This is a genomic window from Cupriavidus sp. 30B13, from assembly GCF_049059565.2.
Taxonomy (GTDB): domain Bacteria; phylum Pseudomonadota; class Gammaproteobacteria; order Burkholderiales; family Burkholderiaceae; genus Cupriavidus.
In genome coordinates, this window is record NZ_CP188224.1 from 1,947,625 (window position 1) to 1,966,057 (window position 18,433).

The following is an 18,433-nucleotide window of genomic DNA, read 5'->3' on the forward strand; positions in this document are numbered from 1 at the left end:
AGTGACATCGGAGTGGAACAGGCTGCCAGCCATTTTGTACTAAATAATAATAAAGTGCAATTCAGAGGAAAAACAGTCCATGCGCAAGCCGCGCGCGCAGCCGTGCCGCGTCCGCGCGCCCGGCCGCGTATCGCGAGGTATTCGGAAGAGAGGCCGCCGCCCGGACGGCTCAGTTGCTGTGGTCGCGCGCGCTCAGCAGGTGCCGGCGCATCAGCGCCGCCGCCCACTCGCGGTCTCCGAGCTCCAGCGCGTCGAGGATCTGCAGGTGCTCGCGGCAGGCTTCGAGAAGGTCGATCTCGCGGTAGAACGCCGCATGCTCCTCCAGCCGGCGCAGCTGGGTCTGCTGCTGCACCGCCTGCAGGACGAAGCGGTTGCCGGAAAAGCGCGCCAGCATCTCGTGAAAGGACGTGTTCAGCGCGAAGAACCCGGCCGGCGACAAGCTTGCGCCGCCGTCCCGGATAACCTGCTCGTAGGCCTTGCGGCAGCGCTCGATCTGCGCCTTGTCGGCCACGAAGGTGGGCTCCAGCAACGCGCCGCATTCCACGATCATGCGGAAACGGTAGCTTTCGGCCAGCGCCTGCGGCGTCTCCAGCGACGGCAGGAAGCGCCAGCCGTGGCCGGGGCGCTTCTCGATCAGGCCGTCCGCCGCCATGCGCGTGAGGGTCTTGGCCAGCAGGCTGCGCGAGACCGGATAGGCGCGCAGCAGCTCCTTCTCGGTCAGCGTGTCGGGCAGTTGCTTGCGGGCGCGGCCGTCCACCAGCTGGCGGTACAGCTCGTCGCCGCCCACGCCGGACTCGCCGAAGTCCGGCACCCCGGCGCCGGGCGCCGGCGCCTCGACGAAATAGCCGCTGTTGGCGCGGTAGCTGATCAGGCCGTGCCCGGCCAGCAGCCGCAGCGCCGCGCGCACCGGCGTGCGCGATACCTCGAACCGGCCGGCCAGGGTTTCCTCGGCGAGATGCGCGCCGGGCTCCAGTTCGCCTTCGACCACCTGCCGCGCGATGCGGCGCGCAAGGTCGATCTGCAGCGGCGAAGCCGGTTTGCTGGAAGCTGGCATGGGCAGTGGGGTCCGTGGGTTCACTACAAATTGAATATTAAACCGTTTAAATACAATGCCGTCTCACCGCGTCCCAGGCCGCTTTTCCAGCAGCGGCTGGCTCACGCCCTGCACGCCCACCAGGCCGAGCACGGTGGCCAGCCCGATCTGCGCGCCTTCCCAGGCATTGGCCGGGTCGTACCATTCGTCGCGCGCGTGGAAGCCGCCGGTCTTGCCGCCGCTGCCGATGATGATGGCCGGGATGCCGAGCGACATCGGCACGTTGGCGTCGGTGCTGCCGCCGCGCAGGCTGGGCTTGCCCTTGCCATGGCCGCCGATGGCGCGCACCGCGGCCTGCACGATGACCGCGTCGGGCGGCGTCTGCCCGGCCGGGCGGTCGCCGATCTGGCGGGCCTGCCAGGTGATCCGGTTGCTGGCGCCGGCCGGCTGCCAGCGCTGGTTTTCCTCGGCCACGCCGGCCTCGATCGCGGCCATGATCTGCTTCTCGGTTTCCAGCAGCGACGGCGTGGCGTTGGAGCGGATGTCCACGGCCATGCGCGCGTCGCCGGCAATCGCGTTGACCGAGGTGCCGCCGCCCACCGTGCCCACGGTGAAGGTGGTCTTGGGGTCGGCGGGCGGGCGCACGTCGCCCACCTTGGCGATCGCGCGGCCCATCGCGTGGATCGCGCTGGGCAGGCCGAAGGCGCCGAAGCTGTGGCCGCCCGGGCCGCGGAAGGTGACTTCATAGCGATGGCTGCCGGTGCCCAGCGAAAGCACGCGGTCGCTCTCGCCGGGCTCCAGCCCGACCATGCCGTCGATGTCCGGGTGGTCGCGGAACACCGCCTTCATGCCGCGCAGGTTGCCCAGTTCCTCCTCGCCCACGTTGCCGACGAAGACCAGGTCGCCGACCGTGTTCACCTTGTTGTCCTCGAGCACCTTCAGCCACGACAGCAGCACGGCCAGGCCGCGCGTGTCGTCGGAAATGCCGGGCGCGTACAGGCGGCCGTCGCGCGGCTTCACGGTGACGTCGGTGCCTTCGGGGAACACCGTGTCCAGGTGCGCGGAGATCAGCAGCCGGGGCCCGTTGCCGCTGCCCTTGCGGATGCCGATGGCGTTGCCCTCGGCGTCGATATGCGCGTCGCTCAGCCCGAGCGCCTTGAGGCGGCCGGCGAAGTACTCGGCGCGGGCGCGCTCCTTGAACGGCGGCGCGGGGATCTCGGTCATCGCCTTGAGATCGCCCAGCGAGCGCGCGTCGTCCGCCTTCACGGCGGCCTGCAGCGCCTTGAACAGCGGCGCGGCTTCGAGGCTGGCGTAGGCGCGGTCCACCGCGGGCGATACCGCCGGGACCGGAATGGTCTGGGCGACGGCCGGGGCGGCAAGCGCGAGCGCGGCCAGCAGCAACGGCAGGGAACGCACGGCGACGGCAGCGGATTGGGGGCGTGCAGGCATGGCGGGGGCAGTGGCTCCGTGGGTGGATGGCGCGAGGGACAAACCGGGCAAGCCGGGCAAACCGCCATTCTGCCAGCCCCCGGCATGGCATGGCACATCGCGCACGCAGGCCGTCTTGCCGAGCGCGGCGCCGCGTGGATTACCATTCCATCCATAGCACCCTGCTCCAAACGGCCCCCGCCCACGGAATTCGTCGCCATGCCCATCCCTTACCTGCGCAGCCTAGCCGGCCGCCAGCGTAGTCCGCAAGCCAACCGGCAGCTCGCCTGCTACCTCAGCTTCGTCGCCGGCGCCGCCAATGCCGGCGGTTATCTCGCGGTCCAGCAATACACCTCGCACATGAGCGGCATCGTCTCGGCGATGGCCGACCACCTCGCGCTCGGCGAGGCGGGCCTGCTGCTCGAAGGCCTGGGCGCGCTGCTGTCCTTCCTGGCCGGCGCCGCCACCTCGGCGGTGCTGATCAACTGGGCCCGGCGCGAGGACCTGCACAGCGAATACGCGCTGCCGCTGCTGCTGGAGGCCGTGCTGCTGCTGTGCTTCGGCCTGATGGGCGGCAACCTGGAGATGCACCGCTGGGCGCTCGGCACCGCCACGGTGATCGTGCTGTGTTTCATCATGGGCCTGCAGAACGCCATGATCACCAAGGTCTCCAACGCCGAGATCCGCACCACCCACGTCACCGGCATGGTCACCGACATCGGCATCGAGCTCGGCAAGCTGTTCTACTGGAACGCCACCGGCGCCGTGGCCGGCAAGCCGGTGGTGCTGGCCAACCGCTCGCGGCTGCGCACGCTGGCCACGCTGGTGGGGCTGTTCTTCGGCGGCGGCGTGGTCGGCGCGCTGGGCTTCAAGCACATGGGCTTCAGCGCCACGCTGGTGCTGGCGGCGCTGCTGCTGGCGCTGGCGGTGGTGCCGGTGGCCGACGACGTGCGCGGCCACCTGCTGCGGATAGCGGTGCGCTGCCGCGCCTGGGCGCGCGAGGTGCTGCGCGACGTGCATGCGCTGTGGCTGGCCGCGCGCGACCCGCGCACGCCGTGGTACGCCAAGGCCGTGGCGCTGCTGGTGGCGGGCTACGCGCTGTCGCCGATCGACCTGATCCCGGACTTCATCCCGGTGCTGGGCTACCTCGACGACGTGGTGCTGGTGCCGCTGGGCGTGCTGCTGGCGGTGCGGATGGTGCCGCCAGCGCTGATGCGCGAATATCGCGCGGCGGCCGTGGCGGCCGCGCAACGCCCGCGCAGCCGGACCGCCGCGGTGGTGATCGTGATGTTGTGGATTTGCATCGCCGCGCTGTCGGCCACGCTGCTTGCCCGCCACTTCGGGCGGCCATGATGTGACGGCCCCCAGGCCCGGAGCGGAAAAGGTGGGCGCGGACACATTGCCTTGCATTCGGGCGCCCGGCCGCTCACTACACTCGAATCATCGAGCGGCACGAGCCGCCCCTCCCGAGCCAGCAACGCATCATGCAGCAAGACATCGACGTCCCCACCGTGACCTGCCTGCAGGGCCTGCGCGATCTGGCGGCCCTGCTGACCGCCGGGTCCCTGCTCCAGCGCGCGACCCTGCAGGTCATCGCCGAGTACGAGCGCGAAGCCCGCAGTTCCGAGGACCGCTACTCCGCCCTGCGCCACTGCTGGGACTGACCCGGCCTCAATGCTTGCAGGCCAGCGGCGAGCGCGTGCCGCCGTCGCGCGCCAGCGGCAGGATGGTCGGCGCCAGCGACTTCAGCAACTGCACCGACAAGGCGCTGGTGAAGGCGTAGCGCGCCGCGTACGGTTCCTGCACGTAGGCGGTGACGTTGCCGAAGTAGCGCTCGCCGAGGAAGAACACGAAGGTGGCCGAGCGGCTGACCACGCGCGATGAAATCAGCCGGCCGCCGGGGCCGTAGACTTCGTAGCGGTGGTCGCCGGTGCCGGTCTTGCCGCCGGCCACGATGCCGCTGCCCGCCAGCACCGCCTTGAGCGAGCCGGCCGTGCCCGCCTCCACCACCCCCACCAGCGCGGCGCGCACCACCTGCGCCAGATCCTCGCTCAGCAGCCGCTTGCCCTGCATGTCCAGGCCGAATGCCGTGGCATACGGCGTGCCTTCGGCGAAATCCAGGCTGCGCAGCGCGGTGGCCTGCTGGCGCACGCCGTTGTTCTGGATGATGCCGACCAGCTCGGCCAGCGCCGCCGGGCGGTCGCCGGCAGCGCCGATGGCCGAGGCATAGGACGGCGTGATGGCGCTGAACGGATAGCCCAGCCGCTGCCAGCGCCGCGCGATCTCGCCGAAGGCCTGGCGCTCCAGCTGGCCGCGGATGCGGCGGGTCTGGCCGCCCGGGTTGCGGGACTTGAACAGCCACGCGTAGACCTCCTGGCGCTGCGCGGTACTGTCGCGCAGCACTTCGTCCAGGCTGGCGTCGGGATGCTGGCGCAGGTAGTCCAGCAGCCACAGCTCCAGCGGATGCACGCGCGCCAGGTAGCCGCGGTCGTTCAGGTTGAAGCTGCGCGGGCCGTACTTGTTGTACATCTTGGCCAGCGCCTCGTCGGTCAGCGGCGCCTTGGCGATCTTCGGCAGCGTGGCGCGCATGGTCTTGCCGAACTGCTCCAGGTCCATGTCGGGCTCGATGCTGCGCAGCGTGACCGCCAGCCCGACCTGGCTGAAGCGGCGGTTCTCCAGCGCGCGCCTGAAGCGCTCCGGCCAGGTCTTGCCGCGGTACTTGCCGTAGAAGGCGCGCAGGTAGTCGCTGCCCTCCTTGTCGGCGAAGCGCACCAGGTAGGCGTGGCGCTGCGGCGCGGCCGGGTTGTTGAGCCATTCGTCGGCGTCCGGGTGCAGCCGGTAGGTTTCATAGCGCACGATATCGCGCATCAGGCGCACGAACACCAGGTTGACCGAATGCTCGAAGGCTTCGCGCACCGGCATGATCTTCAGGTTTTCCCAGCGCTCGAAGTTGGTGAAGGTCTGCAGGCCGCCGCCGGTGAAGAAGGCCTCGCCCGCGCCGCCGGAATACTTGCGCAGCATGGCGGCCTCCAGCATGGCGCGCAGGCTCTTGTCGGGCTGCGTCAGCAGGTAGTTCTGCGCCCACAGGCTGAGCGCATCGAGCTTGGCCGGCCTGACCTCCTTGAGCTGCGCCGGGGTCATGGCGGAAAACTTCTCGTGCAGCTCGGAGAGGATCTCCAGGTAGGTCACCAGCGTGCGCAGCTTGGCGGTGGAGCCCAGGTTGAGGCGCGCGCCGCGGTTGAGGTCGAACGGCAGGTCGAGGTTGTCGGACTGCACGCGCAGCAGGTTGGCGCCGCCGATGCGCTCGTACAGCGTGAAGCTGATCGCCAGGCGGCCGGGGTCGTCGCCGTCGCGCAGCAGGTTGCGGCCGTACAGCCCGGTGGCGCGCGCGCCCTCGCGCGTGCCGGCCTTGAGCAGGGCGTCGGTGACCACGCGCTGCAAGGCGGTGTTGATGGTGCTGTGGGCGGTCAGGTCGAGGCGGTCCAGCTCGTAGCTGCTGTCCAGGCCGAGGTAGCGCAGCAGGTCCGTGCGCACGCCGCTGATGGCCTTGCGCGAGACGAAGGAAATCTCCGGGCGGTCCTGCGCGCCGGCATCCGCGCTGCCCAGCCTGAGCGGCTGGGCCAGCGCGGCGTCGCGCAGCCACGGCGGAATGGCGCCGGCGGCGGACAGCAGGCGGATATAGCTGTCGGTCAGCGCCGCCAGCGTGGCCGCGTCGCGCCGCAGGAAATGCGACGGCCCGCGCTGCGCGATGATCAGCGACAGCGCCTCCTTGAACACGCGCGCCTGCCGCTCGCCCTGCGCGCCCGGCAGCGGCCCGCTGTCCGGCCCCGGCCCCGTGCCGGCGGCGGCCAGCAGGCGGTTGGCCTCGTCGAAATCCTGCCCGTACCAGGCCCACAGCCCGTCGCCGAGGCCGTTGATCTCGCCCAGGCCGGGGCGCGCCGACAGCGGCACGGTGTTCAGGTAGTCCAGCAGGATGCGCTGGCGCGCGCCGATGGTGTCCGGCCCGTCGAGGTAGGCCCGCATGGACGCGCTCGCCATCTGCCTGAGCTTCTCGCGCGGCGAGCCGGTGCGCCCGGCGCGCGAATGGCGGTATTTCTCGATCTGCGTGGCCAGCGTGCTGCCGCCGGGGGCGTCGTGGCGGTCGTTGAACAGGCGCACGCCCTGGTCCATCGCCGCGCGCGTGAAGCGGCGCACGTCGAGCGCGGGGTTGCGGGTGGGGAACTCGGGGTCGAGCAGGTCGCGGTTCTCGATATAGAGCAAGGCGTTCACCAGCACCGTCGGGATGTCCTTGAAGCTGGCGTAGGCGCGCCGCGGCGCGGGAACCGTGCCGAAAGGCTGGTCGTTGCAGTCGAGCAGGGCCAGGCCGGCCTGGGTCTTCTCGCGGTAGGGCGCGAACAGGCCGGCGTCGGTGAGCTCCAGCAGGCGGTCGGACCAGCGCGCCTGGCGCTCGCGCCGGTAGCCGCGCGCTTCCAGCAGCTCGGTGAACTGCGGCAGGCGGCTGTAGCCGAAGCGCAGGTCGTACGGGCCGTCGTCGGGAAAGCGGATGCGGTCGCTGGGCCCGGCCGCGTCCGCGTAGGACACGCCCTTGACGCGCGCGGAGAAATAGCGGGCCTGCAGGCGCGAGGTGGCCAGCTCCTCGGCCACCACCGCGTACAGGACGTACGCGCCCCCCACCAGCAGGGCCAGTATCACGAGCCTGGGCCAGAGACGTCGTCGCACGATTCAGGTCCGCTTTCAGGTCCGTCTTGCAAGGAAACCGGGGAATGCCCGGCACGTCGGCCAGCACTGGCCGCCTGCTGGCAACGATGGCACCGATCGGGGCGCCTGCGTCACAACGTATACCCTAGACCAATGGGGCCTAACGCACAAAGTGCGCGTGCAGCATCATGGCATCCCGCGCGGCGCGGGATGCCCGGGCAGGCCGGCCGCTAGACGCGGAACGCGGCGATGGCCAGGTTGAGCTGGCGCGCCTGCTCTTCCATCGAGGCGGCCGCGGCAGCCGCCTCCTCCACCAGCGCGGCGTTCTGCTGCGTGGCCTCGTCCATCGAGGTCACCGCGCGGTTGACCTGCTCGATGCCGCTGCTCTGCTCGACCGAGGCGGCGGCGATCTCGCTCATGATGTCGGTCACGCGGCGGATCGCGGTCACCACCTCTTCCATGGTGGTGGCGGCGCGGCTGGCCAGGCCGTTGCCGGTGGCCACGTGCGCCAGCGAGGTCTCGATCATCGACTTGATCTCGCGCGCGGCATTGGCGCTGCGCTGCGCCAGGCTGCGCACCTCGCCGGCCACCACCGCGAAGCCGCGGCCCTGCTCGCCGGCGCGGGCCGCCTCCACCGCGGCGTTGAGCGCCAGGATATTGGTCTGGAAGGCGATGCCGTCGACCACGCCGATGATCTCCGCCACGGTCTTGGCGGCCGTACTGATGTCGCCCATGGTGGACATCACCTCGCCCACCACGGTACCGCCCTGCTGCGCCACTTCCACCGCGCTGACTGCCAGCTGGCTGGCCTGGCGCGCATTGTCGGCGTTCTGGCGCACGGTGGAGGTCATCTGTTCCATGCTGGCCGCGGTTTCCTGCAGCGAGGCGGCCTGCGCCTCGGTGCGGCCGGACAGGTCGGCGTTGCCGGCGGCGATCTGCCGGGTGGCCGCGGTGATGGCGTCCGAGCCCTGCCGCACGCGCCCCACGGTGCCGGCCAGGCTGGCCTGCATGCGGCCCAGGCCCTCGATCAGGCGGCCCATTTCGTCCTTGCGGCCGGCCGGCACGGACTGGCTGAGGTCGCCCTCGGCGATGCGGTTGAACTGCGCCAGGGCCAGTTCCAGCGGCCCCACGATGGCGCGCAGCAACTGCACCGCGCATGCCACCGACACCAGCAGCGCCAGCACCAGCGCGGCGATCAGGCCGTCGCGGAAGCGGTGGTAGGCCACCTGCGAGGCCTCGAAATTGCCCGTGGCGAGCTGCATCTGCAGCTTGCCCAGCTTCAGGCCGGTGTCGTTGGCGTCGCGGAACAGGCGCGAGAGCTTCTTTTCCATGATCTGGTCCGCCAGCGCCCGGTCCTTGGCCCGCAAGGCGGCGATGATGGCGGCGATGCCGTCGCGGCTGGCGGCTTCGCGCTTGGCGGCCACTTCCCGGGCCAGCTGGTCTTCCTCGTTGTCGCGCGGCAGCGCCATGAAGCGTTTCCAGGCTTCGTCGGAGCGCTGCATCAGTTCTTCGGTGCGGCGCAGCAAGCCATCGAACTCGGCATTGTCGGGATAGAGCATGGCGCGGTCCAGCGCGGTGCGCGCGCGGGTCATGCTGAGGTCGGCCTCGCCCAGCGCCAGCGCCGAGGCAAGCTGGTTGGAATAGGTGGAATCGTGTGCCTGGTTGGCCGCGCGCAGCCCGAGCAGCGCGGCAATGCCGACGCCCAGCGCCAGCAAGAACAACAGCGAAATGGCGGCAATCAGCCGCGCACGGATGGTCAGGCTCGGGAACATGAGATGGGCTCGCAGGACGGGCGCGGGATGCGCCGGGACGGAAAACCGTTCTATCGGTGCAGCGCAACATTTCCTTGAGACCGTCACAAAACATTCATACTTACCCGTCACATGGGTGCCGTTCTGTGCCCTTCCCCCGTCCGCATTTGATCTCGCTCAATATCCGGCGCCGCGCGCGTCAAGTCCCGGCGGGGCCGTCCGTTAGCGTAGGCATCCCAATTCCGAGACTGCCGCGAAGATGAAAAACCTGAGCGTACGCACTGCCCTGCTGGCCATCCTGGTGACTTTTGCATTGATGATCGTGTTCGGCGCGGTGGTCGGCGTGTTCGCGCTCGGCGCCGCCAACCAGGCCACGGTGCGCGTGCAGCAATTCTCGGCCAGCACCCTGCTGCTCAACGATGCCTACAAGGACATGACCCGGGCCCGGGCCGCGCTGTCGCGCGCCTACGCGTCCGCGCGCGAAGGCGGCGGCGTCAATGCCGAAGCGCTGGCGTCGGCCGCCAAGTCGCTGGGCAGCGCGGCGCAGCGGATGCAGCGATTTGCCGCGGCCCCGGCGCAAGACGGCGAGACGGACGGCGAGCGCCGCCGGCTCGCCGAGGCCGCGCAGCGGCACGCCGGCGCCGTCGAGCGCGCCGCGGCGGCGCTGCGCGCGGGCGACCCCGCCGCCTATGCGGCGCTCAACGACCAGGACATCACCCGCTCCGGCGCGGACTTTTCCGCCTTGCTGGAACGCTTCCAGCAGGAGGCCAGCGATCGCTCGCTGCAGGAAACCGAGACCAGCAGCGCGCGCTACCGCCTGGTGGTCAAGCTGGTGGCGGTGGGCATCGGCGCCGCGCTGGCGCTGATCGTGGCCGTGCACCTGGGCCTGCGCACCTTCGTGGTGGCGCCGCTGGCCGCCGCCGCCGAGCATCTCGACCGCGTGGCCGAGGGCGACCTGACCCAGCGCGCCGAAGCCGCCAGCGGCAACGAAGTCGGCCGCGTGCTGGGCGCGGTGGCGCGCATGCAGGCCGCGCTCACGCGCACGGTCAGCCAGGTGCGCGCCAGCTCGGACTCGGTCAATATCGGCGCGCGCGAGATCGCCGCCGGCAATGCCGACCTGTCCGGCCGCACCGAGCAGCAGTCCGCCTCGCTCGAGCAGACCGCGGCCAGCATGGAGCAGCTCACCTCCACCGTCGGCAACAACACCGAGAGCGCGCGCCAGGCCAGCGAGCTGGCCGCCGAAGCGGCCCGGCTGGCCACCCGCGGCGGCGACGACGTGCGCGGCGTGGTGCAAACCATGGGCGACATCAGCAGCAGCTCGCAGCGCATCGCCGACATCATCGGGGTGATCGACGGCATCGCCTTCCAGACCAACATCCTGGCGCTCAACGCCGCGGTGGAAGCGGCCCGCGCCGGCGAGACCGGCCGCGGCTTCGCCGTGGTGGCGGGCGAGGTGCGCGCGCTGGCGCAGCGCAGCGCGCAGGCCGCGCGCGAGATCAAGAACCTGATCGACGACTCGGCCGGCAAGGTCGCCGCCGGCAACGCGCTGGTGGCGCAGGCCGGCCACACCATGAACGAGGCGGTCGAGGCCGTGCAGCGCGTGGCCCGCATCGTGGAGGATATCTCGGCCGCCTCGCTAGAGCAGAGCGCCGGCATCGTCCAGGTCAGCCGCGCGGTGACGCAGATGGAAGAAGTCACCCAGCAGAACGCGGCGCTGGTCGAGCAGGCCGCGGCCGCGGCCGGCTCGCTGGAGACGCAGGCGCGGCAGCTCGCCGAGGCGGTGGGCGCGTTCCGGCTGGCGCCGGCGTCCTGAGCGCCACGCCGGCCGCGCCACCCGCCCGGCTACGCCCCCAGCCCGCGCTGCAAGGTGGTCTTGAGCATCGAGAACACCTGGCGCGCCACCGGGTTGGCCGCGTTGGGCCGCGCCCACAGGTAATAGGTCACGTCCGGCAGGCGCGGCAGGCCGTCCTTGTCGCCCAGCACGCGCATGTCGGCGCCGAGCAGGTCGATGCTGCGCGCGGTGATGCCCAGCCCGGCGCGGATCGCCGCCTTGATGCCGATCAGGCTCGGCGCCAGGTAGGCCGCGCGCCACGGCACGCCGGCCTCCTTGAGCGCTTCCAGCGCCAGCCGGCGGAACAGGCTGGGCTCGTCGGCCAGGATCAGCGGCACGGCGCTGCCCGCCTCGTAGGCAAAATCCGCCGCGCACACCCAGATGGTGGGCGAGGTGCGCAGCACCAGCCCGTCCAGGCTGCTGTCCTCGCGCGTGGAAACGGTCAGGTCGATCTCGCCGCGGCGCAGCGACTCCATCAGGAAAGGGCTGCGCCCCACGTGGATCTCCAGCCGCAGCGCCGGCGAAGCGCGCGCGATATGCGACAGCAGCGGCGGCAGGATGGTGTCGGCCACGTCGTGGGGCGCGCCGATGCGCAGCGAGCCGGTCAGGTCGCCCTCGCGCAGCACGCGCAGCGCCTCGTCGTTCAGGCTCAGCAGCTGGCGCGCGTATTCCACCAGCTTGTTGCCGTGCCGCGTGAGCTGCTTGCCGCGCCCTTGCCGCTCGAACAGCGGCAGCGCCACCTGTTCTTCGAGCCGCTGCATCTGCTGGGTCACCGCGGACTGCGTGCGGTGCAGGTGCTCGGCGGCGGCGCCGAAGGTACCGCGGTCGGCAATGGCGGCCAGCGTGCGCAGCAGGTCGAGGTCGAGATTACGCATCGGGATCAGGCATTCATTAGACTTGCTTAAGTGTTTTTATCGGCGATTAAGTGGTTCCGGACGGCCGGGTTCATTAAAGTGAAGCCAGACAACGCCAGCCAGCGCCCCGCAAACCCGAGAACCATAAGATCAAGCAAGGATTCTAGAGACATGTCGATCGCACAACAACGCCAGCAAGCCGTCGGAGACGCCATCCGTTCCATCAAGGACATCGTTGCCGCCGGCGGCGTCACCCGCACTTCGCTGGCCGCCGTGCTGGGCCAGGTCGAGCAGCTCGCGGCGCAGCCGCGGTTGTGGGCCGAGGGCGAGTTCGCGCCGCCCGAGGACGGCGAGCGCCAGGCGCGCTACCTGATCGCCGAGGACCCGGACCAGACCTTCGCGCTCTACCTGAACGTGATGCGGCCCGGCAAGCGCATCCCGCCGCACAACCACACCACCTGGGCCTGCGTGGCCGGCGTGGTGGGCACCGAGTTCAACGACGTCTACCTGCGCACCGACGACGGCAGCGAGCCCGGCGTGGGCACGCTGGCCCATTCGCACACGGTGGAGGTCGGGCCGGGCAGCGGCATCGCGCTGCTGCCCGACGACATCCATTCGGTGGAGATCCGCGGCGACAGCGTGATCCGCCACCTGCACATGTACGGCCGCGCGCTGGAAACCCTGACCGAGCGCCTGTCCTTCGACCTCGAGACCGGCCGCTGCCAGGTCATGAGCGTGGGCGTCAAGACCCGCCGCTGACCGGCGCGGGGGCTGGTGCCCGGCACCGGCCCGCCTTCCCCCGGGGCGCGCCCCGGCTTCCCGTTCGAATGCATCGCAGCTTGCCTCCCGCGCTTCGCGCGGCCAGGAGGCAGGCCCCCTTCTTGCCTGGATAAACCCGCATGCCCCAGCACTTCCACCCTCTGCCTGTCGATCCCGCCACGCTCAAGGCCTGGCTGCACGGCCACGAGGAAATCGCCCTGTTCGACGTCCGCGAGCACGGCCAGTATGGCGAAGGCCATCCCTTCCACGCCGTGCCGCTGCCGTACAGCCGGCTCGAACTCGAGATCGGCCGGCTGGCGCCCAACCCCGCGGCGCGCATCGTGCTGGCCGACGGCGGCGACGGCGTGGCGGCGCGCGCCGCGCAGGCGCTGGCCGGGCTCGGCTACGGCCATGTATTCGTGCTGGAGGGCGGCGTGCCGGGCTGGCAGGCCGCGGGCCACGCGCTGTTCGCCGGCGTCAACGTGCCCTCCAAGACCTTCGGCGAGCTGGCCGAGCACCACTACGGCACGCCGCGCGTGTCGGCGGCCGAGCTGGCCGCCATGCAGGCCGGCGAGCGCCCGCCGGTGGTGCTCGACGGACGTCCCGCGGCGGAATTCCGCAAGATGAACATCCCTGGCGCCATCTGTTGCCCCAACGGCGAGCTGGCCTACCGGCTGCGCGACCTCGTGCCCGATGCCGCCACGCCCATCGTCATCAACTGTGCCGGCCGCACGCGCAGCATCATCGGCGCCCAGACGCTGATCAACTTCGGCGTGCCCAACCCGGTGTTCGCGCTGGAAAACGGCACGCAGGGCTGGTACCTGAACGATTTCCCGCTGGAGCACGGCGGCACGCGGCGCTACCCGGACAACGCCGCGCCCGCCGGCCTGGAAGACGCCCGCGCCGCGGCGCGGGCGCTGGCCGGTCGCTTCGCGGTGCCGCACGCCGGCGCCGGCGAGGTGCGCGGCTGGCTGCGCGACCCCGCGCGCACCACCTTCCTGTGCGACGTGCGCACCCCCGAGGAATTCGCCGCCGGCTCCGTCCCGGGCGCGCAAAACACGCCCGGCGGACAACTGATCCAGGCCACCGACCAGTACGTGGGCGTGCGCCGCGCGCGGCTGGTGCTGATCGATGCCGACGGCGTGCGGGCCCCGGTGGTGGCAAGCTGGCTGCGCCAGATGGGACACGACGCGGTGGTGCTCGAAGGCGGGCTCGATGCCGCGCGGGCGGCCCGGCTCGCCGCGCCGCCGGGGCCGCGCGCGCCGGCCGGCGCGCCGGCGCGCATCGACGCGCGCGCCCTCGCCGCCGGACTGGCGGCCGGCCAGATGCTGGCGCTCGACGTGCGCCCCGGCATGGCGTTCCGCGCCGGCCACGTGCCCGGCAGCCGCTGGTCGATCCGCCCGGTGCTGGCGCGCGACCTGGCCGGCGTGCCCCGCGACACGCCACTGGTGCTGGTGGCCGACGAAGACGGCGTGGCCACACTCGCCGCGGCGGAACTGGCCGCGCTCGGCTACGGCGACATCCGCCTGCTCGACGGCGGCGCGCCGGCCTGGCAGGCGGCCGGCCTCGCGCTCGCCGCGGATGCCGCCGGCAGCATCCTGCCCGACGCGCGCTGCATCGACTTCCTGTTCTTCGTGCATGACCGGCACGACGGCAACAAGGAGGCCGCCCGCCGCTACCTGGCATGGGAGACCGGCCTGGTCGGCCAGCTCGACGAGCAGGAGCTGGCCACATTCCGCTTTGCCTGATTGGCCCGATTGGCCTGATTGGCCCGATTCGCCCGACTTACCCGCCTCGGACAGTGCCCCACCCCAAAGCAAAAAAGGAGGTCCCCATGTCTCGCCCCACGCAAGTCCTCGCCGGCGCGCTCGCGGCCATCGCCGCGTTGAGCGCCGTACTGTGCGCCGTACTGTGCGCCGGCCCCGCGGCGGCCCAGCCGCTCGCGCCCGTCGGCGGCTTTCCCGCGCAGCCGCTGCGCATCGTCTCGCCCTTTCCGGCCGGCGGCGGCAACGATGCCGTCACCCGCATCGTCGCCACGCACCTGGGCGAGGTGCTGGGGCAGGCCGCCGTGACCGACAACCGCGGCGGCGCCGGCGGCAATATCGGCACGCGCTTCGTGGCCGAGTCCAGGCCCGACGGCTACACGCTGCTGACCTCGCAGGTCTCGGTGATGGCGGTCAACCCGACGCTCTACAGCGCGCCCGGCTTCGACCCGGTGAAGAACTTCGCGCCGGTCACGCAGATCAATGCCGCGCCGCTGGCCATCGTGGTGGCCGCCGGCGCGCCGTGGCAGAGCTTCGCGGAACTGGCCGCGCAGGCCAGGGCCCAGCCGCAGAAGATCACCTTCGCCACGCCCGGCAACGGCACGCTCTCGCACCTGGTCGGCGTGGTGCTGGACAAGGACAGCGGCATCGCCCTGCAGCACGTGCCGTACAAGGGCGCGGGACCGGCCATCAACGACCTGCTGGGCCGCCAGGTCGACGTGCTGATCACCTCCACTTCTTCGGTGGCCAGCTTTATCCAGAGCGGCCGCATGCGCGCGCTGGCCGTCACCAGCCCGCGCCGGCTGGGCGTGTTCGCCAAAGTGCCGACGCTGGAAGAGCTCGGCTACCGCAACGCCCGCTTCGAGGACTGGTACGGCGTGTTCGCGCCGGCCGGCACCTCGCCCGAGCGCATCGCCCTGCTCAACCGCGCCATCGTGCAGGTGCTGCAGATGCCCGAGGTGGCGAGGCTCATCAACGAAGGCGGCAGCGACGTGGTGGCCAGCAAGCCCGAGGCGTTCGCGGCCCAGCTCAAGAGCGACATCGCGCGCTGGTCGCAGATCGTGAAGCTGTCCGGCGCGCGCGTGGACTAAGGCCAGCCGATGAAACACCGCCCCCTGACCCGGCTCGCGCATGGCGGCCGCCCCTCCGTGGTGGACGGCGGCCAGCCCGTCAACCCGCCGCTGGTGCGCGCCAGCACAGTGCTGTTCGATTCCACCGCGCAGATGCGCGAGATGCGCGGCCGGCGCGGCAGCGAGCGCCTGTTTACCTACGGCGCGCGCGGCACCCCGACCGCCTTCGCGCTGGAAGACATGGTCACCGAACTGGAAGGCGGCTACCGCACGCGCCTGTTCCCCACCGGGCTGGCCGCCGCCGCGATGACCCTGCTGGCCTGCCTGCGCCCGGGCGAGCACGTGCTGCTGCCCGACTGCGTCTATGAGCCGGTGCGCAAGCTGGCCACGGGCTTTCTTGCCCGGCATGGCATCGCCGCCAGCTTCTACGCCGGCGACGGGCACGACCTGCAAGCCCGCCTGCGGCCCGAAACCCGGCTGGTCTACGTGGAAACGCCGGGCTCGCTGGCCTACGAGATGTGCGACCTGCCCGCCATCGCCGCCATCGCCCACCGCCACGGCGCGCTGGTCGCCGCCGACAATACCTGGGGCTCCGGCCTGCTCTACCGCCCGCTGGCGCTCGGCGCCGACATCTCGCTGATGGCCGCCACCAAGTACCTGTCCGGCCATTCCGACGTGATGATGGGCACGGTCTGCACCACCGAGGCCGCGTGGCCGGCGCTGGCCGGCCTGGCCGACGCGTTCGGCATCGCGGTCAGTCCCGACGACGCCTACCTGGTCCAGCGCGGCATGCGCACGCTGGGCGCGCGCATGGCCCAGCACGAGCGCAGCGCGCTCGCCGTGGCGCGCTGGCTGCAGGCACGTTCCGAGGTGGCCGAAGTCTTCTGTCCCGCCCTGCCAGGCGACCCCGGCCACGCGCTGTGGCAGCGCGACTGCCACGGCACCAACGGCCTGCTGTCGTTCTCGCTGCGCGGCAGCGCGCCCGGCGCCGCGGAGCACTTCGTCGACAGCCTGGCGCTGTTCGGCATCGGCGCCTCGTGGGGCGGCTTCGAAAGCCTGGCCGTGCTCGCCGACATGCGCGGCGCGCGCAGCGTGACCGACTGGTCGGCGCGCGGACAGGTGGTGCGGCTGCATATCGGGCTGGAAGACAGCGGCGACCTGATCGCGGACCTCGCGCGGGGGTTCGAGGCGATGCGGCGGTTTGCGAGGAAAAGCGACGGAAGGGACGGAAGCGACGAAAGGGACGAAAGCGAGGGATGAGCCGGGCGCCCTTGTGCTAGCATTGCCTGCAACGCAAGCACAGGACAAGCCATGGCAACGCTGACCATCCGCAATATCGACGAGGCGCTCAAGGCACGCCTGCGCCTCGAAGCCGCCCAGCACGGGCGCTCGATGGAAGAAGAAGTGCGCGCCATCCTGCGGCAGGCGCTGAGCAAGCCGTATCGCACCGAGGGGCTCGGCAGCCGGATCCGCATGCATTTCGCGCACCTGTCCGACCCGGGCGTGGCGCTGCCTCCGCGCGACGAACCGCCGCGCGCGGCGGACCTGCCGGAATGATCGTCCTCGACACCAACGTGCTGTCGGAGCTCATGCGGGCGGAGCCGGACGCGGTGGTCGTCGCCTGGCTGGACCGTGCTTCCGAACAGGCATTCGCGGTGACGGCCATCACGGTCGCCGAGTTGCTGACAGGCATTGCCCTGCTTGCGGATGGACAGCGCAAAGCCGGCCTTTACGCGGCGGCGACCAATATGCTCGACGCCGAATTTACCGGCTCCGTGCTGCCGTTCGACGCGGAGGCCGCGGGCTGCCATGCGGAAATCGTCGCCATGCGCACCCGCGCCGGCCGCCCGATCAGCATGGCGGACGCGCAGATCGCGGCGATCTGCCTGCAACACGGCGCCGTGCTCGCCACCCGCAACGGCAAGGACTTCGGCGGCATCGGCCTGACCGTGGTCGACCCGTGGCACGACTGATATCCGGCCACGGAGGCCACCGGACCTCCCTGCCCACCTGCTTTTGCCCATGACCGACCACGCCGACGCCGTCTTCACGCCCCACGACCAGCAGCGCTTCTACGATCTCGTGGCCGCGCGCCGCGACATGCGCCATTTCATCGCCGGCGCGGCCGTCGACGAGGCCGTGCTGCTGCGCATGCTGCAGGCCGCGCATGCGGCGCCTTCGGTCGGCCTGATGCAGCCCTGGCGCTTTATCCGCATCGCCGATGCGGCCGTGCGGGCGGAGATCGCCGCGCTGGTCGAAGCCGAGCGGCAGCAGACCGCGCTGGCGCTGGGCGAGCGCGATGCCGAGTTCCTGCGGCTGAAGGTGGAAGGCGTGCGCGAATGCGCGGAGCTGCTGGTGGTGGCGCTGGCGCCCGACGACGGCACGGTGTTCGGCCGGCGCACCATGCCGCGCGAGATGGCGCTGTGCTCGGCGGCCTGCGCGATCCAGAACCTGTGGCTGGCGGCGCGCGCGGAAAACCTCGGCATGGGCTGGGTCTCGATGTTCGCGCCCGAGGCGCTGGCCGCGCTGCTGCGGATGCCGCCCGGCGCGCAGCCCGTCGCCATCCTGTGCCTGGGGCCGGTGGCGGCGTTCTATCCGGCGCCGATGCTGGAACTCGAGGACTGGCGCCACGGCCGGCCGCTGGCGGCGTTCGTGGCCACCGACGGCTGGGACACGCCGGCGTCCTGAGCCGCGCCTCACGGCGCCACGGAGGGCTCGCGCTTCATGGTGCGCAGCACGAAGGTGGAGTGGCTATGCCGCAGGCCGGGCAGCTTGTACAGCTTGTGGCGCAGGAACTGCTCATAGCCCTCGGTGCCGGCGACCGCGACCTTGATGAGATAGTCGTATTCGCCGGTCAGCAGATAGGCCTCCATCACCTCGGGCAGTTCGGCCAGCGCTTCGCCGAAGCGGTCGAGCATGTCGTCGTCGTGCCGGTCGAGCGTGACTTCGATCAGCACGGTGTCGGGCAAGCCCAGCGCCTTCTGGTTCAGCAGCGCCGCATATCCCTCGATCACGCCGCTCTCCTCGAGCGCGCGCACGCGGTTCCAGCACGGCGTGGGCGACAGGCCGACCTGCTCCGCGAGCTTGAGGTTGGAGAGCCTGCCGTCGCGGCGCAGCGCGCGCAGGATGCGGCGGTCGGTTTCGTCGAGCTTGGGAGAAGTTGCCATGGCTTTGCGGGATCGAAAAGGATAATTCACCCGCAATCCTATCATTGCAAGTCAATTCATCTGCATATACACCAGAACG

The 18,433-nt window shown here is 71.1% G+C and carries 16 protein-coding genes; 10 read left to right on the forward strand and 6 right to left on the reverse strand.

What is annotated here, in order from left to right:
* Nucleotides 1–169: 169 nt before the first annotated feature.
* Both ACKI2N_RS27730 and ACKI2N_RS27735 read right to left on the reverse strand, forming a co-directional pair.
* Entirely contained in the window at nt 170–1,054 is an 885-nt protein-coding gene (locus tag ACKI2N_RS27730) for a GntR family transcriptional regulator (protein ID WP_420992043.1), read from the reverse strand.
* 63 nt (nt 1,055–1,117) lie between these two features.
* Entirely contained in the window at nt 1,118–2,482 is a 1,365-nt protein-coding gene (locus ACKI2N_RS27735; protein WP_420992044.1) for a M20/M25/M40 family metallo-hydrolase, read from the reverse strand.
* A 198-nt stretch (nt 2,483–2,680) separates the two neighbouring features.
* Here ACKI2N_RS27735 and ACKI2N_RS27740 point away from each other — a divergent pair, with 198 nt between their 5' ends.
* Nucleotides 2,681–3,814: a DUF1275 domain-containing transporter gene (locus tag ACKI2N_RS27740; protein ID WP_420992045.1), complete on the forward strand. Its 1,134-nt coding sequence runs from the start codon at nt 2,681–2,683 to the stop codon at nt 3,812–3,814.
* A gap of 131 nt (nt 3,815–3,945) precedes the next feature.
* The gene (locus ACKI2N_RS27745; RefSeq protein ID WP_420992046.1) at nt 3,946–4,125 is read left to right on the forward strand and encodes a hypothetical protein; all 180 of its coding nucleotides are present in this window, start codon (nt 3,946–3,948) and stop codon (nt 4,123–4,125) included.
* A gap of 7 nt (nt 4,126–4,132) precedes the next feature.
* Here the strand turns inward: ACKI2N_RS27745 and ACKI2N_RS27750 are convergent, their stop codons facing one another.
* Together ACKI2N_RS27750 and ACKI2N_RS27755 are read right to left on the reverse strand one after the other, a co-directional pair.
* Nucleotides 4,133–7,180, reverse strand: a complete 3,048-nt coding sequence (locus tag ACKI2N_RS27750) for a transglycosylase domain-containing protein (protein ID WP_420992047.1) — start codon at nt 7,178–7,180, stop codon at nt 4,133–4,135.
* A gap of 209 nt (nt 7,181–7,389) precedes the next feature.
* Nucleotides 7,390–8,931, reverse strand: a complete 1,542-nt coding sequence (locus ACKI2N_RS27755; protein WP_420992048.1) for a methyl-accepting chemotaxis protein — start codon at nt 8,929–8,931, stop codon at nt 7,390–7,392.
* 238 nt (nt 8,932–9,169) lie between these two features.
* Between ACKI2N_RS27755 and ACKI2N_RS27760 the strand changes: the two genes are divergently transcribed.
* The gene (locus tag ACKI2N_RS27760; RefSeq protein WP_420992049.1) at nt 9,170–10,723 is read left to right on the forward strand and encodes a methyl-accepting chemotaxis protein; all 1,554 of its coding nucleotides are present in this window, start codon (nt 9,170–9,172) and stop codon (nt 10,721–10,723) included.
* Nucleotides 10,724–10,752: 29 nt separating this feature from the next.
* Here ACKI2N_RS27760 and ACKI2N_RS27765 read toward each other — a convergent pair whose 3' ends face one another.
* Nucleotides 10,753–11,616, reverse strand: a complete 864-nt coding sequence (locus ACKI2N_RS27765) for a LysR substrate-binding domain-containing protein (protein WP_420992050.1) — start codon at nt 11,614–11,616, stop codon at nt 10,753–10,755.
* Between the two features lie 150 nt (nt 11,617–11,766).
* On the opposite strand from ACKI2N_RS27765, the gene ACKI2N_RS27770 reads away from it, so the two are divergent.
* The 7 genes from ACKI2N_RS27770 to bluB all read left to right on the forward strand — a co-directional run bounded on the left by ACKI2N_RS27770 (nt 11,767) and on the right by bluB (nt 17,875).
* Nucleotides 11,767–12,354, forward strand: a complete 588-nt coding sequence (locus tag ACKI2N_RS27770) for a hypothetical protein (RefSeq protein ID WP_420992051.1) — start codon at nt 11,767–11,769, stop codon at nt 12,352–12,354.
* Nucleotides 12,355–12,494: 140 nt separating this feature from the next.
* Nucleotides 12,495–14,102: a rhodanese-like domain-containing protein gene (locus ACKI2N_RS27775; protein WP_426990857.1), complete on the forward strand. Its 1,608-nt coding sequence runs from the start codon at nt 12,495–12,497 to the stop codon at nt 14,100–14,102.
* 86 nt (nt 14,103–14,188) lie between these two features.
* A complete protein-coding gene (locus tag ACKI2N_RS27780; protein ID WP_420995403.1) occupies nt 14,189–15,208 on the forward strand; it encodes a Bug family tripartite tricarboxylate transporter substrate binding protein in 1,020 nt (339 codons plus the stop codon).
* A gap of 9 nt (nt 15,209–15,217) precedes the next feature.
* Nucleotides 15,218–16,447 (forward strand): cystathionine beta-lyase, encoded by a 1,230-nt coding sequence (gene metC, locus ACKI2N_RS27785; protein ID WP_420995402.1) that lies wholly within the window; start codon nt 15,218–15,220, stop codon nt 16,445–16,447.
* Nucleotides 16,448–16,498: 51 nt separating this feature from the next.
* Complete coding sequence (locus tag ACKI2N_RS27790) at nt 16,499–16,744, forward strand: FitA-like ribbon-helix-helix domain-containing protein (protein WP_420995401.1); 246 nt, start codon at nt 16,499–16,501, stop codon at nt 16,742–16,744.
* Nucleotides 16,741–17,160, forward strand: a complete 420-nt coding sequence (locus tag ACKI2N_RS27795) for a type II toxin-antitoxin system VapC family toxin (protein ID WP_420995400.1) — start codon at nt 16,741–16,743, stop codon at nt 17,158–17,160. The genes ACKI2N_RS27790 and ACKI2N_RS27795 overlap by 4 nt, the downstream gene beginning before the upstream one ends.
* Nucleotides 17,161–17,209: 49 nt before the next feature.
* Nucleotides 17,210–17,875, forward strand: coding sequence for a 5,6-dimethylbenzimidazole synthase (gene bluB, locus ACKI2N_RS27800; RefSeq protein WP_420995399.1), 666 nt, complete (start codon nt 17,210–17,212; stop codon nt 17,873–17,875).
* Between the two features lie 8 nt (nt 17,876–17,883).
* Here the strand turns inward: bluB and ACKI2N_RS27805 are convergent, their stop codons facing one another.
* Nucleotides 17,884–18,354, reverse strand: coding sequence for an Lrp/AsnC family transcriptional regulator (locus tag ACKI2N_RS27805; protein WP_420995398.1), 471 nt, complete (start codon nt 18,352–18,354; stop codon nt 17,884–17,886).
* Between the last annotated feature and the right edge of the window lie 79 nt (nt 18,355–18,433).